Annotated in this window: 14 protein-coding genes; 5 read left to right on the top strand and 9 right to left on the bottom strand. The window is 60.5% G+C overall.

Annotated features, from left to right (window positions below; genetic code table 11):
- Window positions 1-137: 137 nt before the first annotated feature.
- Both JZX87_RS15625 and JZX87_RS15620 read left to right on the top strand, forming a co-directional pair.
- A complete protein-coding gene (locus JZX87_RS15625; RefSeq protein ID WP_206826635.1) occupies window positions 138-2,003 on the top strand; it encodes an adenine deaminase in 1,866 nt (621 codons plus the stop codon).
- Between the two features lie 40 nt (window positions 2,004-2,043).
- Window positions 2,044-3,246 (top strand): M24 family metallopeptidase, encoded by a 1,203-nt coding sequence (locus JZX87_RS15620; RefSeq protein WP_206826633.1) that lies wholly within the window; start codon window positions 2,044-2,046, stop codon window positions 3,244-3,246.
- A 113-nt stretch (window positions 3,247-3,359) separates the two neighbouring features.
- On the opposite strand, the gene JZX87_RS15615 is transcribed toward JZX87_RS15620, so the two are convergent.
- Window positions 3,360-4,370 (bottom strand): GlxA family transcriptional regulator, encoded by a 1,011-nt coding sequence (locus tag JZX87_RS15615; protein ID WP_206826631.1) that lies wholly within the window; start codon window positions 4,368-4,370, stop codon window positions 3,360-3,362.
- A 210-nt stretch (window positions 4,371-4,580) separates the two neighbouring features.
- Between JZX87_RS15615 and JZX87_RS15610 the strand changes: the two genes are divergently transcribed.
- Both JZX87_RS15610 and JZX87_RS15605 read left to right on the top strand, forming a co-directional pair.
- A complete protein-coding gene (locus JZX87_RS15610; RefSeq protein WP_206826629.1) occupies window positions 4,581-5,474 on the top strand; it encodes a LysR family transcriptional regulator in 894 nt (297 codons plus the stop codon).
- A 229-nt stretch (window positions 5,475-5,703) separates the two neighbouring features.
- A complete protein-coding gene (locus JZX87_RS15605) occupies window positions 5,704-6,561 on the top strand; it encodes a VOC family protein (RefSeq protein WP_206826627.1) in 858 nt (285 codons plus the stop codon).
- A gap of 120 nt (window positions 6,562-6,681) precedes the next feature.
- Here the strand turns inward: JZX87_RS15605 and JZX87_RS15600 are convergent, their stop codons facing one another.
- The 5 genes from JZX87_RS15600 to JZX87_RS15580 form a co-directional block, all read right to left on the bottom strand.
- Window positions 6,682-6,843, bottom strand: coding sequence for a hypothetical protein (locus JZX87_RS15600; protein WP_404945540.1), 162 nt, complete (start codon window positions 6,841-6,843; stop codon window positions 6,682-6,684).
- 63 nt (window positions 6,844-6,906) lie between these two features.
- Entirely contained in the window at window positions 6,907-7,188 is a 282-nt protein-coding gene (locus JZX87_RS15595) for a hypothetical protein (protein ID WP_206826625.1), read from the bottom strand.
- A 20-nt stretch (window positions 7,189-7,208) separates the two neighbouring features.
- Window positions 7,209-8,522: an NAD(P)/FAD-dependent oxidoreductase gene (locus JZX87_RS15590; RefSeq protein ID WP_206826623.1), complete on the bottom strand. Its 1,314-nt coding sequence runs from the start codon at window positions 8,520-8,522 to the stop codon at window positions 7,209-7,211.
- Between the two features lie 94 nt (window positions 8,523-8,616).
- Window positions 8,617-9,162 carry an OsmC family protein gene (locus JZX87_RS15585; protein WP_206826621.1) on the bottom strand — a complete coding sequence of 182 codons (546 nt, stop codon included), beginning with the start codon at window positions 9,160-9,162 and terminating at the stop codon, window positions 8,617-8,619.
- 275 nt (window positions 9,163-9,437) lie between these two features.
- Entirely contained in the window at window positions 9,438-10,541 is a 1,104-nt protein-coding gene (locus JZX87_RS15580) for an NADH:flavin oxidoreductase/NADH oxidase (protein WP_206826619.1), read from the bottom strand.
- A 198-nt stretch (window positions 10,542-10,739) separates the two neighbouring features.
- Here JZX87_RS15580 and JZX87_RS15575 point away from each other — a divergent pair, with 198 nt between their 5' ends.
- A complete protein-coding gene (locus JZX87_RS15575; RefSeq protein ID WP_206826618.1) occupies window positions 10,740-11,099 on the top strand; it encodes an ArsR/SmtB family transcription factor in 360 nt (119 codons plus the stop codon).
- Between the two features lie 61 nt (window positions 11,100-11,160).
- Here JZX87_RS15575 and JZX87_RS15570 read toward each other — a convergent pair whose 3' ends face one another.
- The 3 genes from JZX87_RS15570 to JZX87_RS15560 are packed head-to-tail and all read right to left on the bottom strand — an operon-like array spanning window position 11,161 to window position 16,138.
- Complete coding sequence (locus JZX87_RS15570) at window positions 11,161-14,334, bottom strand: efflux RND transporter permease subunit (RefSeq protein WP_206826617.1); 3,174 nt, start codon at window positions 14,332-14,334, stop codon at window positions 11,161-11,163.
- Window positions 14,331-15,740, bottom strand: coding sequence for an efflux RND transporter periplasmic adaptor subunit (locus JZX87_RS15565; protein ID WP_206826616.1), 1,410 nt, complete (start codon window positions 15,738-15,740; stop codon window positions 14,331-14,333). The genes JZX87_RS15570 and JZX87_RS15565 overlap by 4 nt, the downstream gene beginning before the upstream one ends.
- Complete coding sequence (locus tag JZX87_RS15560; protein ID WP_183685562.1) at window positions 15,737-16,138, bottom strand: FixH family protein; 402 nt, start codon at window positions 16,136-16,138, stop codon at window positions 15,737-15,739. Before JZX87_RS15560 ends, JZX87_RS15565 begins: the two co-directional genes overlap by 4 nt.
- Window positions 16,139-16,216: the final 78 nt, after the last annotated feature.

The raw sequence follows: 16,216 nt of genomic DNA, 5'->3' as shown, positions 1-16,216 counted from the left end.
CAATTTTCGCTCGATCCGAGCATAGCGGCGAAAGCTTGGCTCACAATCCGGTCCGATGGATTTGAACGGTTGACTGGCCCCCGCCACGGACTATCACTGCAGGGCCCGCGACCCGGAAATACGACGCAGAGAAAACCATGCCTTTTGAAATTCAAGACACCATCATCGATGCCGACAGCGAAGTGCGGATCCGCCAGCGCCTGACGCTGGTCGCGCTCGGCAAGGAAAAGGCCGATGTGGCTCTGCGTGTCGGGCGGTTGCTGGATGTCGCGACCCGCACATGGTCGCAAGACCAGGAAATCATCATCAAGGATCGCCGCATCGCCTATGTCGGCAAGGCCGGCTCCTATCCGGGCGAAGTGAGCACCCGTGTTCACGAACCGGATCTTTCCGCCGTGCCGGGCCTTGGCGAAGTGCACAAGCATATCGAAAGCTCGCATCTGACGCCCGAATGGGAGGCAGCCCTGGTTCTTCCGCGCGGAAACACCTGGACCTGCGAGGCGAGCCACGAATTCTCCAACGTCAACGGCGCAAAGACGCTGGAATTCTGGCTGAAGGCCCGTGAGGCCGGTTCGCCGCTGAAGATTTTTCCCCTGCCCGGCTCCGCCGTCCCACCCACAGCCTACGAGCATGGCGGCGGTTATCTCGGGTATGACGAGCAGAAGGCCTTTCTTCAACAGAGCCTGATGACGGCAGGCCTCGACGAGGTGATGGACTGGCCGGCCGTGTGGAACCCGGAAAATCCGTCGCATGAACGCCTCTGGGGCATGATCCGCGCGACATTCGAAAAGCGCGCCGTCGTTGAGGGCCATGCCGCCGGCATCCGCGACCTGCCGTCAATCAACGCCTTCGCCGCCGCAGGCCTTGCCTCCGACCATGAAGCCTGGACGCCGGAAGAGTTCTGGGACAAGCTCACCCACGGCCTGTTCATGGAACTTCGCCCACACAGCCTGCCGGAAGTGATCAAGGGCCTGCTCGACCGTGGCCTTGCCGACTGGTCGCAGATCGCGCTCACCACCGACGACCGGTCTGCGTCCGACACGCTGAAACTCGGTGCCACCGACCACAATGTGCGGCTTGCGATCGAGGCCGGCCTTGCGCCGGAAATCGCTATCCAGTGCGTCACCATCAACCCCGCCCGCCACATGCGCCTCACCCCCTGGGTCGGCTCCATCGCGCCGGGCCGCTATGCCGATATCGTGCTTCTGTCGAATGTCGAAAAATTCGAGATCGCAAAGGTCTGGGCAGATGGAAAACAGGTCTCCGACGGCAATACCTATCTGCCGGACGTGCCAAAGATCGACTGGCCGGAATGGGCGACGAACACCATCAATATCGGCCGCGACCTGACGGCCAAGGATTTCGCCATCAAGGCCGAACCCGGCCGCGAGACGATGACCGCCGCTGTTCTGCGCCCCTTCCACTGGACCGACGACTTTTTGACCTTTGACCTGCAGGTCAAAGATGGTCTCGTGGAGCGCGACCACGCCCGCAACATCACCAAATTCTCGGTCATTGACCGTTTTTCCGGCAAGGCTGCCGTGTCGAAAATGTTCTGGCTCGGTTGCGGCCCGTCGACACCCGATACGGCACTCGCCTGCTCCATGGCGCATGACAAGCATAATATCTGGTGCGTCGGCTCTTCCGACGAAGCCATGGCGAAAGCCGTCAACGCGGTCGCCGACAATGACGGCGGCTGGGCGCTTGTGCGCGAAGGACAGGTCGTCGCCCGCGTGCGCTACGAAGTCGCCGGCCTGATGAGCTGCCGCCCGGCGGAAGACCTACATGAAGAGATGCAGGCGCTTTATGCCGAGGGCGAAAAGGTCGACTGGATGTACGAGCCGAGTTTTCATCCGCGCTGGTTCGCCGGGTTCCCGGAGCGGCTGGCCTTTGCCACGCTCACCTGCGCGCCGTGGCGCTGGGTTCTGGTCGCGCCAAGCGACCATGCCCCGCAGGGCCTCGTCAATGTCGAGACCGGCGCCACCCACCCCGTTGTCTTCTAGTCAGAATATGTGAAATCCAGTCCGTTTCAGGAACAAGACCATGAGTGCCCCCGTCTACAAATCTTTCGAACAATCGCTTGCCGAATTTGAAAACATCGCCGCCGCAATTGCTCCGATCTCCGTCGAAGAGCTTCAATCCCGCATCGCCAAGCTGCAGGCCTTGATGCGGGAGGCGGGCGTCAAGGCCGTCTATCTCGATACCTCGACCAGCCTCACCTATTTCACCGGCATGTCGCTCGGCGCCAGCGAGCGCCTGCACGGCGCGATCATCCCGTCCACGGGCGCGCCGATCTATATCAGCCCGGCCTTCGAGGAGCCGAAGACGGTAACCCTCATCAGGATCCAGGGCGAGATCGCCACCTGGGAAGAGCATGAAGACCCGGCCCTGCTCGTCGCAAACCTGATCTGCGATCTGCCCGTAGAGGGCAAGACACTCACCTTCGATCCCGCCACGCCCTTCATGTTCTCAAGCCCGATCACCGCCCATATCGGCGCGCGTCTGACGGTCATCGGCGCCGGTGATCTGATCGCAGCCTGCCGCCAGATCAAGTCGGCCACCGAAATCGCCATCATCCAGACGGCGATGACCGCCAGCCTGCGCGTCCACAAGGCCGTATGGGAAGGACTTTACGAAGGTGTATCGACCACCGAAGTGACGGATTTCATCGCGAGCGCCCATCAGAAACTCGGCATGCGCCATGTCTTCGCCGCCGCCCAGTTCGGCGAGGCGACCGCCTATCCGCATGGCGTGCCCTACGCACAGACGCTTGCCAAAGGCGACATGGTGCTGATCGATCTCGGCGCGCATATCCACCGCTATTGCTCGGATATCACCCGCACCTATGTCTTCGGTGAAGCGACGGAGCGTCAGCGCGAACTCTGGAACATGGAAAAGGCAGCCCACCGCGCCGCCTTCGAGGCAGCCCGGCTCGGCTGCCCTTGCGAGGATGTCGATGCAGCCGCCCGCAAGGTACTGACGGATGCCGGCTACGGACCGGACTATCAGGTCCCCGGCCTGCCGCACCGCACCGGTCATGGGCTGGGCATGGACCTGCACGAAAACCCGTTCATCGTTCGCGGCAACAAGACGAAACTTCAGCCCGGCATGGTCTTCTCCGACGAGCCGATGCTCTGCGTATACGGCGAATGCGGCGTGCGTCTCGAAGACATTATCTACATGTCAGGAGAAGGCCCGGTCTTCTTCACCGAACCGGCCCATTCGATCGACCGACCTTTCGGCTAAGTCGAGATATCAAACAAATTTTGACGGGGGTGCGGCTTTCTGGCCGCGCCCCCGCACTATCCATACCAGACCAGTCGTAATCGACAGGGCGAATGGTTCGACATCCCTGTTCCTCAATGGATTGCAGCTTGGCCTTCTCTCATACCCAACGGCGTTTTGCCGAAGGCAAGCCTGAACGCCTTGGTAAAATGCGATGCGCTTGAATATCCGACGTCGAAGGCAATATCGATCACGGCGCGGTTTGTGTTCTGAAGCAGTTCTCTGGCGCGCTCCAGGCGTATCTTGCGGTAGGCCGCTCCCGGGGAAAGCCCCGTCTGCTCCTCGAACAGCCGTTCAAGCTGACGCCGGGAAAGCCCGACCGACTTTGCCAACCCCTCCAGCGACACGTCGCCTTCCAGATTTTGCTCCATGGTAATCAGCACCGAGATGATACGCGGATCTCTCGCTTCAACGACAAACGGGCGCCGGGCCTGCGAATGGGTAGCCGATCTGGCCTGATCGATCTGCAGGACTTCAAGAGCATTCCTGGCTGCGTCTCTGCCGATATGGCGCTGAACCAGAACGTTAGCCAGATCCGCCGAACTGCTGCCGCCGGCACAGGAACCACGCTCACCGTCGATATGGAAAAGCCGATCCGAGCGAACCTTCAAATCCGGAAACCGCTCGCGAAAATCCTGGTGATGGAGCCAGCTGACGCAGCTCTCGTGGTTCGCCATCAGGCCGGCCTCGGCCAAAATGAAGGAGCCGGTACAGACGCCGATAAGCGGCACGCCCCTGGCGGACGCCTGTTTCAGGTAGGAGACAGTCTCGTTGTCCACCGGCTGCGACACCGACAGGAGCCCGCCGACCACGACGATATAATTGAATCGGGCCGGGTCGATGAAATCCGTGGTCGGAGCAACCTGTATTCCGCAGCTTGACGTGACCATATGGCGGGTGCTGCTGAGAACCTGCCAGTCGGCAAGAACCCTGCCGGATCGATCCTTTTGATCACTGGCAAGACGCAACGTGTCGACGAACATGGCAAACGCCGACAGTGTGAACGACCGGGCGAGAATGAAACCCACCTTGAGAGATTTTTGCGGCTGTGCGGCGTCCTGCCGCTTGCGTTGTTCGGGCTGCACCGATCTCTCCCTTGCTGCGGCTTCGTGCGATGCCGCAATACATCACCTGATTTGAAAACCATGGGCAAGCAGATCGCGCTCGTCAACGAAGATCGGTCGTGGCCGATCACTCTCGCGCGTCTGAGCGCCTTTATGCTCTCGGCTTTGTCATTGGCGCACCCAGCCATCCATGCGCTAAATCCTACATGGACATATGCTGGAGATTAATAAATGCGGCGCGATGAAATCGGCGATCTTCTGGCGTTCATGGCCGTTGCAGAGGAACGGAGCTTTACCCGCGCGGCCGCAAGGATGGGCACGTCGCAATCGTCGCTCAGTCACACGATCCGGCGGATGGAGGAGCGGATGGGCGTACGCCTGCTCACCCGCACGACGCGCAACGTCGCACCGACCGATGCTGGCGAACAATTGCTTGAAACGCTGCGCCCGGCATTCGATGACATCGAAACTCGCGTCGATGCGATAAGCGCGCTCGGTGCCAAGCCCGCCGGAACCATTCGTCTGACATCGAGCCGCCAGCCAGCGGTCGGCATCGTCATGCCCGCGGCAAGCCGGATTATGGCGGAATATCCCGACATCAATATCGAAATCTCGGTCGACCAGCGTTTCACCGACATCGTCACCGAACGTTACGATGCGGGCATTCGGCTGGGCGAGCGGGTGGAGAAGGATATGGTGGCGGTACGGATTGGCCCGGAACTGCGCATGGTCGTTGCCGGATCACCCGCCTATTTCGAGAGGAAAGGCAGGCCGCTATCGCCGCATGACCTGACACAGCATGTCTGCATGAACCTTCGGCTTCCCACACTTGGCGGCCTTTATGCCTGGGAATTCGAGAAGGACGACAGACCGCTCAATGTGCGCGTCCAGGGCCAGTTCACCTGCAATGATGTGCCCATGCTGGTCGAGGCAGCCGTCAACGGCCTCGGCCTTGTGTGTCTTCCGGACGATCAGTTCGGCAAGCTGTTCGATGAGGGAAAGCTGGAACGTGTGCTTGAGGACTGGTGCCCGCCATTCCCCGGATATCACCTCTATTATCCCAGCCGCCGACAGGTATCTCCCGCCTTCCGCCTGCTGATCGAAGCCTTGCGTTATCGTGACTGAGAGACCGGAGCTTTCTAGGGATTTGTCCATCGATCGTCGCCGGTTTTATGTCTGGAACACGATTGTTCCAGACGCACCGGGGCCGCAAAGAAACTTCCGCACTTGCCCTGAAAATAGAATACCAAGTCAGTAGAAATCTGTCGGGACCAGATAGGCTCGTGATCATCGATCAATCGCTCGGCCGGCTTGCCGCCGGCGGGTACCATCCTTCGATCCGATGAGGAAAATCATGTCCCACCCCGTGCTTGGCGTGGATCACAGCTATCTGCTGGTCAATGATCTCGATGACAGCGCCGAACGTTACCGCCGCCTTGGCTTCACGCTTTCTCCCCGAGGGCTTCACAGTCCGCAAAAAGGATCGGCCAACTACACGATCATTTTTCAGGACGACTATCTCGAGCTTCTTGGACTGGTCGCCGAGACCGAACTCAATGCACCGCAGCGCAAGACGCTCGCGACCTATGGCCAGGGCCTGCAGGCGATTGCCAATCGCACCGCAAGTGCGGACGCAGCCAAGCCTGCGCTTGCCGAACTCGGCATCAGGACGGGAGAGATCAGCGCGTTTTCACGTCCACTCCCCCTGCCCGGCGGCGGCGAAGGCATTGCAAGCTTCAGGACATTGGGCTTCGACCCTGAGCAAGTACCGCTCGGGCACTTCTTCCTTTGCCAGCACGAAACGCGCGACATGGTGTGGAGGCCGGAACTTCAGGACCATGCCAATGGCGCGATTGGTCTTGGCGGCATAACCGGCATCAGCGACGATCCTCGCAAGACGGCGGAAACCTATGCAAGCTTCTATGCCGCAGGTCGTGTCGAGGAAATCGAAGGCGGTTTTCGTGTTGAGACCGGCCAGAATTCGGCACCGCTGTTCTTCTTCGAACCGGCAGCGATTGCCGCGCTTTACCCGGGTCTCGATATTGCCAGGACACCCGCCAATGGCTTTGCCGTGCTGCGCATTCGGGTGAAGGATCGCGAAAAGACAGCAGAGCTTCTCTCCGCTCAGGGCATCGCGTTCATCAGGACATCTGCCGGAGGCATTGCCGTTTCACCGGCGGATGCGAGCGGAGCAGTGGTCGAGTTCATCTGAGATCACAGGAATGCCGTGGCGATCTCGCCGCGGCATTCCTTGAGAATTAGAGGCTGAGGCCCGACAAAGAGAAGCGCTCTCTGTCGGGCCCGATATTCGCGAAAAATCGAAGAGCCTTGATCAGGCGGCAGGCCCCGGTTCCACCACAAGCTTGCAGCACCCCTCTTCACCTGGCCTCCAGGTTTCCCCCTTGAAGACAAAACCGGCCGCCTTGAACAGGCCGCCATCAATCGCTCCGCCCGCCTTGCACAAGAGTTCGAGATCGTCATCGGACCGCCCCATCGCCTGCCATGCTTCCTTCAGCGGACAGCGATGAAACTTGATTTCCAGGCGCTCGTCGTCGTTTCAACGAACTTCCGGCTGAAAGAGGATATCACCTGCCGGAATGGTGCCGAGAAACCGCTCCTTCAGGGCCATCAATCTATCCGGGCCGAGATCGGCAAACCGGGCGCCGGCGGTAATACCCATACGGCGCGTCGCTTCGGACAGAAGCTCGACGGACTTTTGCGTGCCGAACGCGTCCCGCAGCACGTCGAATATGTTGGCATAGGCTGCGGCGCGCATATTGAAAGCCGCCTGCAGCCATTCGATCGGCACCAGATGGCCGGTTTTGCTGTTCTCACTCATGACGCAGATCGTCTCCCAGTTCACTTATAGGCAGGCTCAAGCCTGTCCTTCAGCCGGTACCAACCGAGCATGGCCGGAGCGACACGTTTTGCAATCGGATGGAAGGGAATGGTGCGGACCGGGGTTATCGGAACAGCCAGATCCCGCTGACCGACACCTTCGATCGCGTCGGCAAAGACCTTGCCGAGCGAGGTTGCCAAGGCGACACCGCGGCCGTTACAGGCGCTCCATGTCCACAGCCCGGGCGCGGGATTATAGAATTGCGGCATCCGGTCCACCGTCATGCCGATACGGCCATTCCAGACGAAGTCGAATTTCGGCCTGCCCATCTGCGGAAAGATCCCGGCCAATCGTTTGCCGATCCGCTCTTTCAGCCGCTCCGCACCGTTGAACGGAAACATCAGCGCCCCACCGGTCACAAGCCGACCACGGGCATCCCAGCGGAAGAAACGCAGGTCACCATGGGTATCCGACAATGCCTGTCGCCCTGGCAGAACACTGGCGCGCACCGCGTCCGGCTGCGGTTCAGTCGCCATCTGCCACGACAGGATTGGTACGAGCGAATGCGCGACCTTCGGCGCCAGCCGGCTTTCGAACCAGTCCGTGTAGCCATTCGAGGCTAAAATGACCTGATCGGATATGACGCGCCCAGCGGGGGTCGAGATCACCCATCCCGACGATGTTTTCTCGATCGACCGGACAGGCGTGTTTTCGTGTAGCACTGCGCCGGCGGCGGTGAGGCGATCGGCAAGCCCTCTGGCAAAGGCCAGCGGATTGATGTGCCCGCCACTGCTGTTGAGCATGCCGCCATACCAGTCTCGCGAGCCGATTAGATCGGCAGTCTCTGCCGCATCGAGCAGGCGAACCGGTGCGCCGCGGCGCGACCAGGCTTCCACGCGACTTGCCGAAAGCCGCACACGCCCGGGCGAATGCGCCGGCTGAAACCAGCCGTTCTGTTGCGCCTCGCAATCGATGTCGTGTCTACGTACGAGGTCGAAAAGATAGGAAGCGCTATCGCTGACCAGCTGGGCGAACCGCTCCCCGGCCTCCCCATGGGTTTTCGCAATGCTGTCCGGTTCGGCACCGGTCATGGTGGGAATGACCTGACCGTTATTACGGCCGGACGCCCCCCAGCCAACCTGAACGGCCTCGAGCATGATCACCTTGTGGCCACGCTCGGCAAGATGAAGAGCGGCCGAAAGGCCGGTAAAGCCGGCTCCGATGATCGCAACCCCTGCCCTCGCCTCGCCTGAGAGGCTGGAATTGGAGGTCCGCGGGCGCGTTACCGCGTTCCAGAGTGAAGGAGGAAAATCGGGGGATGCAATATCACTCATAATTATGTTCCATAATATCGAAACCGGAAAAGCAATCCGCACCAATCGCCTTGCGGATCACCTATTTTCGAGCATTGCCTGGTCGCGTTGGAAGTTAAGCGGCAGCTACGGATGCAGGAGACTTGTGGTCGATACGACCGGTAACATTGGTACCGCGCTTGAGAAGATTGAGGATCGGGCAGGCCTTTTCGACAGCCGCCGCAACACGGGCAATCGCATCCGGGCTGGCGTCCGAAACCAACGAAACCGTGTATTCGAAATCATGCGGATAGACCGGAATATCCTCATGCCCTTCGGAGCCGCCTCGCGGGTCGATCCTTGCCGAGACTTCCGCATGCAACTCTTCCAGAGCGACCTGCTGATCTGCCGCGTGGATGAGCCAGGTATGGGTCAGGCAACTAGAAAGCGCACCGACCAGCAACTCCGGAGACGCCGGTCCGAGATTGTAACCGGCAAAATCCGGCGGCCTGTCGGAGACGACCTGGAAATCCCGAATACGAATACGGCGCACACCGCTGCGGCCTTCCGCACTCGCACTCGCCTTCAGTGTTGCGACACCAAGTTCGCCGGATTTGATACGCCTGCGCCGCTCAAGCAGTGCCGCCCGCTTTTGAGCCAGGTAATCCTTCAATGTCGACATCTGTTTCGTCTCCTGATCGATGAACCGGCCGTTGTTCAGATGAACACCGCCGGGCACAGGAGCTTACCGCCGGCCGACTCTGGCAGTATACAAAAATTATATACTATTGCCGCCCACAAGCGGAAACGAAGTTACGACCTTTGGCGGAACCGCGGAAATTCCACCTCATGCCCGCAAGCTGTTGACGAAAGCCAGAAGAGCCGGGATCGCTCTCCTTGATTTGCAAAAAGGCCCTCGATCCATGCCGGAGCGAAGGCCTTTGCGTCATTCTTCACTCACGCCTTGAACAGCGACTTCAGCGTCGATGGCTGGCTGCGGTGATACTGAGGGGCGGCGGAAACCTCGCCGCCCAAAGCGGCAGCGGCATGCCACGGCCAGCGCGGATCATAGAGGATCGTACGGGCGAGGCCGATAAGATCTGCATCACCTGTCGCAACGATCGCTTCTGCCTGAGACGGTTCGGTGATCAACCCGACGGCGACGACCGGCATTTTCACCGCGGCCTTGACGGCACGCGCGAACGGCACCTGATAGCTCGGCGACACGGGGATTTTCTGGTCGACATGCAGCCCGCCGGTCGACACGTTGATCGCGTCGCAGCCATGGCTCTCCAATGCCTTGGCAAACTCGATCGTTTCATCCAGGTTCCAGCCGCCATCATACCAGTCGGTTGCCGAGACGCGAACCGATACGACCTTGTCGGCCGGGAAAGCGGCCCGCACCGCGTCGAACACTTCCAGCGGGAAGCGCATGCGGTTTTCGAGGCTTCCGCCGTATTCGTCGGTCCGCTGGTTGGCGAGCGGAGACAGGAATGAATGCAGCAGATAGCCGTGCGCGGCATGGATCTGCACCGCATCGATGCCGATACGCGCCGCGCGAATTGCGGCCTGGACAAATGCGTCGCGGATCTCGTTCATCCGCTCGCGGGAAAGTTCGGTCGGCACCGTGTCGGTCGATTTGAACGGAACTGCGGACGGTGCCTCGGTCTGCCAGCCATCCTTGTGATCGGCGGGAAGCTGCGCACCACCGAGCCACGGCAGGTTTGACGATGCCTTGCGCCCGGCATGGGCAAGCTGAACGGCGATCGGAATGTTCGACCACTTGCGGACGCTTTCCAGCGTCCGGCGCATCGCCGCTTCCGTCGCGTCATCATACAAGCCGACATCGGCATAGCTGATCCGACCTTCGGGAACGACAGCCGTCGCCTCGATCGTCAACAGACCGGCACCGGAAAGCGCCAATTGCCCCAGATGGATCAGATGCCAGTCGGTCATGCATCCATCCACCGCGGAATAGGTGCACATCGGTGCGATGGTGATACGGTTCTCAAGCTCGAGATTGCGGATCTTGAACGGTGTGAAAAGCTGTGGCTGAGGCATGTCGCTCACTTTCGGAATGATAGGGTTCGACGCCGCATTCAATATCGAGACGCCGCCGGCTGCTTATAGATTCGACCGATATCCGCAGGTGCAATAGAAGTGCTGGTATGGTGTAAGACATACCTATGCCTTACAAAGGTATGCGTCAAGACATACCTGTTACTTGCATCGAGATGCCAATTTTCGTAGAATTACCCTATGTCAGAACTGCTTCCCCAGCCAGCACGCGACGAGATCGACCTGAGCACTGTCTTCTCGACGCTGTCCGATCCGCTTCGCCGCACCGCAATCGCCATCCTGGCGACCTTGCCGGACGGCATGGAGCGCAATTGCGTTTCCTTCGGCTTTCCGGTCGCCAAGGCTTCGCTCACCCACCACTTCAAAATCCTTCGCGAGGCAGGCCTGATCAGCCAGATCGATTACGGAAACCGTCGCGCCTCCTCGCTTCGCCGCGAAGATATCGAGGCACGCTTTCCCGGCCTCCTTGCCATGCTGGTCAAGGAACTCGAGCAAGATGGCGGCGCCGAAAAAGCGGTCACCTCGGCTGGAAAACGCTGACTTCAGCGATCGGAAAGAGCCGGGCTGTACCCGGCTCCCGAATTTTTCAATCGCGTTCAGTTCATCTTGCCGGCGCCTTGATGCCGAGATCGGCTTCAGCCACATTGGCCGAACTGGAACTTTCGCTACCCAGCCTCCTCCCCTTGACCAGAGCATAGATCGCCGGAATGACGATCAGGGTCAGCAGCGTCGAGGACACCATGCCGCCGATCATCGGCACCGCTATGCGCTGCATGATCTCCGCTCCCGTGCCGGTACTCCACAGGATCGGCAGGAGACCGGCCATGATGGCAACCACGGTCATCATCTTCGGCCGAACACGTTCGACAGCGCCGACCATGATGGCGCGATGGAGATCCTCTCTCGTCAGCGCCCGCCCCTCGCTTGCACATGAGGCTTGCCGCTCCTTCAGGGCGTGGTCGAGATAGATCAGCATGATCACGCCCGTTTCCGCCGCAACACCCGCAAGAGCGATGAAACCGACAGCGACCGCAACCGACACGTTGAACCCGAGCCACCACATCAGCCAGATGCCGCCGACGAGCGCGAAGGGCAGGGAGAGCATGACGATCAGGGTTTCCGTCAGCGCCCTGAAATTCAGGTAGAGCAGGAGGAAAATCAGCGCAAGCGTCAGCGGCACGACGATGGAGAGCCGTGCTGCCGCCCGTTCGAGATATTCGAACTGGCCGCTCCATGCCACGGAATAACCCGTTGGAAGCTCCACCCGTGTCGCCACCGCCTGCCGGGCCTCGGCGACATAACCACCGAGATCGCGGCCGGTGATGTCGACATAGATATAGACCGCGAGTTGGCCGTTTTCTGTCCGCACCGTTGTTGCACCCCGCGTCAGGCTGACCTCGGCAACTTCGCCCAGTGGAACCGTTCCACCACCGGGCAGCGAGACAAGCACGTCTCTTGCGATAGACTGCGGATCGCTGCGCGACGCGCGCGGAAAGCGGATCGCCACGCCATAACGTTCGCGGCCCTCCACGGTAGAGGTCACGACTTCCGAGCCGAGCGCCATGGACACGACGTCCTGCACATCCCCGATGGTCAGCCCGTAGCGCCCGAGCGCCATCCGGTCCGGCACGATATCGAGATAATAACCGCCGATCACCCGTTCCGCATAAGCGCTGGACGTGCCTTCCACATCCTTCAACACGGTTTCGATCTGCCGGGCGACCGTCTCCAGCTCATTCAGATCGGTACCGTAAACCTTCACGCCGACCGGAGTGCGGATGCCTGTCGACAGCATGTCGATGCGGGCGCGGATCGGCATCGTCCAGGCATTGGCGACGCCGGGAAACTGCAGAGCTTCGTTCATCTCCTTTTTCAGGCTTGCCGTCGTCACGCCCTGCCGCCACTCGGATTTCGGCTTCAGCGTGATGATCGTCTCGAACATCTCGACCGGCGCGGGATCGGTCGCCGTCAAGGCACGCCCGGCCTTGCCGAAGACGCTTTCAACTTCCGGAAAGGACTTGATGATCCGGTCCTGGGTCTGCAGCAGTTCCGCTGCCTTGGTCACCGACAGGCCGGGCAGGGTCGTCGGCATGTACATCAGCTTACCTTCGTCCAAATCCGGCATGAACTCGCTGCCGATATGCTGGATCGGCCAGACCGTGGCCCCGAGGACGAGAAGCCCCACCACTATCGTCAGAACCTTCGCCTTCAGCACCCCGGCGATCACCGGACGGTAGATCCAGATCAGGAAACGATTGATCGGGTTTTTATGCTCCGGAACGATCCGCCCCCTGACGAAGACGACCATCAGCGCCGGCACCAGCGTCACCGACAGGATCGCAGCCGCCGCCATTGCAAAGGTCTTGGTGAAGGCAAGCGGACTGAACAGCCTCCCCTCCTGTGATTCCAGCGTGAAGATCGGCAGGAAGGAGACGGTGATGATCAGCAGGCTGAAGAACAGCGCCGGACCGACCTCGCTCGCCGCCTCAATGAGGATATCGATACGCGGCTTGTCCGGCGGTGCACGCTCCAGATGCTTGTGGGCGTTTTCGATCATCACGATCGCCGCATCGATCATCGCTCCGATGGCAATCGCAATGCCGCCGAGGCTCATGATATTGGCGCCGATGTTGAGGAAGTGCATGGCGACGAACGCCATCAGAACGCCCACCGGCAACATGATGATGGCGACAAGCGCGCTGCGGACATGCAGGAGAAAGACGATCGTAACGAGCGCAACGACGATTGCCTCTTCGACAAGTGTACCCTTCAAGGTTTCGATCGCTGCTTCGATCAATTGCGAGCGGTCATAGACCGGCACGATCTCGGCACCAGCCGGCAGGCTGTCCTTGATGGACTCAAGGCTTGCCTTGGCATTATCGATGACCGACAGTGCATTGGCACCGAACCGCTGAAGCACGATGCCGCTTGCGACTTCACCGTCACCGTTGAGCTCGGTGATCCCGCGCCGTTCATCCGGAACGAGTTCGACCCTTGCGATGTCACCGAGCCTGAGCGGCGTGCCGCCCATGGTTTTCAGGACGATATTCTCGATATCGGTTATGTCCTTCAGATAACCGCGTCCACGGACCATGAACTCGAATTCGGAAAGCTCGACCGTGCGGCCCCCGACATCCGTATTGCTGGCGCGCACGGCATCGGCGATGTCGGTGAGCGAAATGTCCTGCGCCTTCAGCCGGACAGGATCGACCACGATGGAATATTGCCTGACGAAACCGCCGACACTGGCGACCTCGGCAACACCTTCGGATTTCGATACCGCGAACCGCACGACCCAGTCCTGCAGGGACCGCAGCTGCGCAAGCGACATCTGCTTTGCCACCACCGCATATTGATAGACCCAGCCGACACCTGTCGCATCAGGGCCGAGCGTCGGCGTGATCCCATCCGGCAGGCGGGCTTGTGCGACATTGAGATATTCAAGTACGCGGCTGCGCGCCCAGTACGGATCGGTGCCATCCTCAAAAATCACATAAACGAACGAAGCGCCGAAAAAGGAGAAACCACGCACCACCTTGGATTTCGGCACTGTCAGCATGGAGGTCGTCAGCGGATAGGTCACCTGGTCCTCGACGACCTGCGGCGCCTGACCGGGATAATCGGTGTAGACGATCACCTGAACATCGGAGAGATCGGGAATGGCGTCGAGCGGCAGCGACCGCAAGGCGTAAATTCCACCGGCGACGACCAGCATGGTCGCGACAAAGATCAGGACAAGATTGCGGGCGGACCAGGATATGACACGGGCGATCATTGTTTCGCGCCCTCCGCTGTCATCGCGCTCAGCGCCGAGTTGAGATTGCTCTCGGCATCGAGCAGAAAGTTTGCAGCGACCACGACCTGATCACCGGCCTTGATGCCAGTGACTATTTCGGTCTGCGCGTCGCCGCGCGCGCCAAGCTTGACGTCTCTCGGTTCGAACCGCCCTTCGCCCCTGTCGAGGAACACGAGTTTGCGATCACCCGTGTCGATCACGGCGCTGTTCGGAACCACGATGACGGGGTCTTCGGAGCGCGTATCGATCTCCACCTCCGCATACATGTTGATGAGCAGCGCACCATCCGGATTGGCAAGTTCGATGCGGACCTTCGTTGTCCGCGTCTGGGTATCGACCTGCGGGTAGATGAGGTCGACAGTGCCATGGAATGCGCGGCCGGGCAGGCTACGAACGGTCAAACGCACGTCGGCGCCGATCCGGACGGCGGCCAAGTCATATTCCGGAAGATCGGCCAGCACCCACAGATGCGACATATCCGCGATGCGAAACAGCACATCGCCCGGCTTGGCCATCATGCCCGCAATGGCAAGCCGTTCGAGAACGATGCCATCCCGCGGCGAGGTGTAATCAATGGTCGCCGGCACCTGCCGCCGCTCAGCGATTGTGCTGATCGCCTCATCTGGCACGCCGAGATTTTTCAGGCGAAGCGCCGAACCTGCCTTATCTCCTCCCGGCGCGGCATATTCCGTTCCGGCAGTGGCAATTTCCTTGGAATAGAAGCCGAAAAGCACCTGCCCTTTCCCGATCCGGTCGCCCGTCGTCACGGTCGAAACCGTGTCGATGAAGGCATCGGTGCGCATCGCGATCACGCTGACACGGGTCTCGTCCAGGGTCACGGTGGCGGGTGCCCGGACTGCCCGACCGATCCGGGCCATCCCGGCGGTCGCGGTTTTCACCCCCGTCCGCTGCAGTTTTCCGGGAGAGACCCTGATCGTCGCCCCGTCCTGCTGCTCGTCGGCAAAAACGGGCAGGTAGTCCATGCCCATACTGTCCTTCTTCGGCACCGGCGACGTGTCGGCCAGCCCCATCGGATTGCGATAATAAAGGATGCGCCGGGGCGCGGTGGAGCCAAGCTCCGCCAGCATGGCCTTGGCAGGTTTGGCGGCCTCAGCATTTCCGCCTGCCTCACCCGCTTTTTTCCTCACTGCGAGATAAGGCCTGCCGTCATCCGTGGTTTTCGGCTGTGCCGAAAATTGCGGCAATCCATCCGGGTGCCGATAGTAGAGGATGCGTCCATCCTCATGCGAATGTTCATGTGCCGCGCCGGCAGCAGCGCCATGCGCCGCACCCGAATGACGCTCCTCGGCAAACACCCGATAACCACTGGAACCGATAACGGCGGAAGCAGCGAGGATCATTCCAAAACGGGGCAGCCAGTTCATGGCGACACCTTGAGGATAAGATCACGCTCGACCGGTTCAGGCTCGCCCTGGATCATCGCTCCGATCCGCAAGCGCCAGGCGCCTACCATCGAAAGGTCCGCCTTGAAGTGATAGACCCCGGGTTCACTCGACCCGACCGGCTCGATCGCCGCGCCCATATCCGGCATGCCATCTGGAGCCATGTCGAGCGCCGTGTTGAAAATGATGGCGTCCGAAACGGGCGCGCCGCTGCGCCGGTCCGTCATCCGAAGTTCGACCATCGCATTGCGACTTTGCCTGATATCGCTTTTCAGGAGGGTGAATTCATAATCCTGTGCGGCGGCACCGGCACTGACCGGGTTCATGGCCAAAAGGCCGAGGAGGAGCACGGCTCTCCCGGAAGACAATGTTCTGTTCATGGTTCTGGATCTCGCTGCGACGTCTGTCCTTGCGTCGCGAGGTGAAACTACGAGCCATCCGACACTGCCCGCGCGGTA

This window comes from Agrobacterium sp. Ap1 (assembly GCF_017313375.1).
Taxonomy (GTDB): Bacteria; Pseudomonadota; Alphaproteobacteria; order Rhizobiales; family Rhizobiaceae; genus Neorhizobium; species Neorhizobium cellulosilyticum.
This window is presented reverse-complemented; position numbering and strand designations above follow the sequence as displayed.

What these genes read in the sequence shown, in the direction of transcription:
- JZX87_RS15565 (WP_206826616.1), bottom strand. Translation starts at nt 15,740, where the DNA reads ATGAACTGGCTGCCCCGTTTTGGAATGATCCTCGCTGCTTCCGCCGTT.
- JZX87_RS15590 (WP_206826623.1), bottom strand. Translation starts at nt 8,522, where the DNA reads ATGAGTGATATTGCATCCCCCGATTTTCCTCCTTCACTCTGGAACGCG.
- JZX87_RS15605 (WP_206826627.1), top strand. Translation starts at nt 5,704, where the DNA reads ATGTCCCACCCCGTGCTTGGCGTGGATCACAGCTATCTGCTGGTCAAT.
- JZX87_RS15575 (WP_206826618.1), top strand. Translation starts at nt 10,740, where the DNA reads ATGTCAGAACTGCTTCCCCAGCCAGCACGCGACGAGATCGACCTGAGC.
- JZX87_RS15580 (WP_206826619.1), bottom strand. Translation starts at nt 10,541, where the DNA reads ATGCCTCAGCCACAGCTTTTCACACCGTTCAAGATCCGCAATCTCGAG.
- JZX87_RS15625 (WP_206826635.1), top strand. Translation starts at nt 138, where the DNA reads ATGCCTTTTGAAATTCAAGACACCATCATCGATGCCGACAGCGAAGTG.
- JZX87_RS15585 (WP_206826621.1), bottom strand. Translation starts at nt 9,162, where the DNA reads ATGTCGACATTGAAGGATTACCTGGCTCAAAAGCGGGCGGCACTGCTT.
- JZX87_RS15610 (WP_206826629.1), top strand. Translation starts at nt 4,581, where the DNA reads ATGCGGCGCGATGAAATCGGCGATCTTCTGGCGTTCATGGCCGTTGCA.
- JZX87_RS15600 (WP_404945540.1), bottom strand. Translation starts at nt 6,843, where the DNA reads ATGGGGCGGTCCGATGACGATCTCGAACTCTTGTGCAAGGCGGGCGGA.
- JZX87_RS15570 (WP_206826617.1), bottom strand. Translation starts at nt 14,334, where the DNA reads ATGATCGCCCGTGTCATATCCTGGTCCGCCCGCAATCTTGTCCTGATC.
- JZX87_RS15595 (WP_206826625.1), bottom strand. Translation starts at nt 7,188, where the DNA reads ATGAGTGAGAACAGCAAAACCGGCCATCTGGTGCCGATCGAATGGCTG.
- JZX87_RS15620 (WP_206826633.1), top strand. Translation starts at nt 2,044, where the DNA reads ATGAGTGCCCCCGTCTACAAATCTTTCGAACAATCGCTTGCCGAATTT.
- JZX87_RS15560 (WP_183685562.1), bottom strand. Translation starts at nt 16,138, where the DNA reads ATGAACAGAACATTGTCTTCCGGGAGAGCCGTGCTCCTCCTCGGCCTT.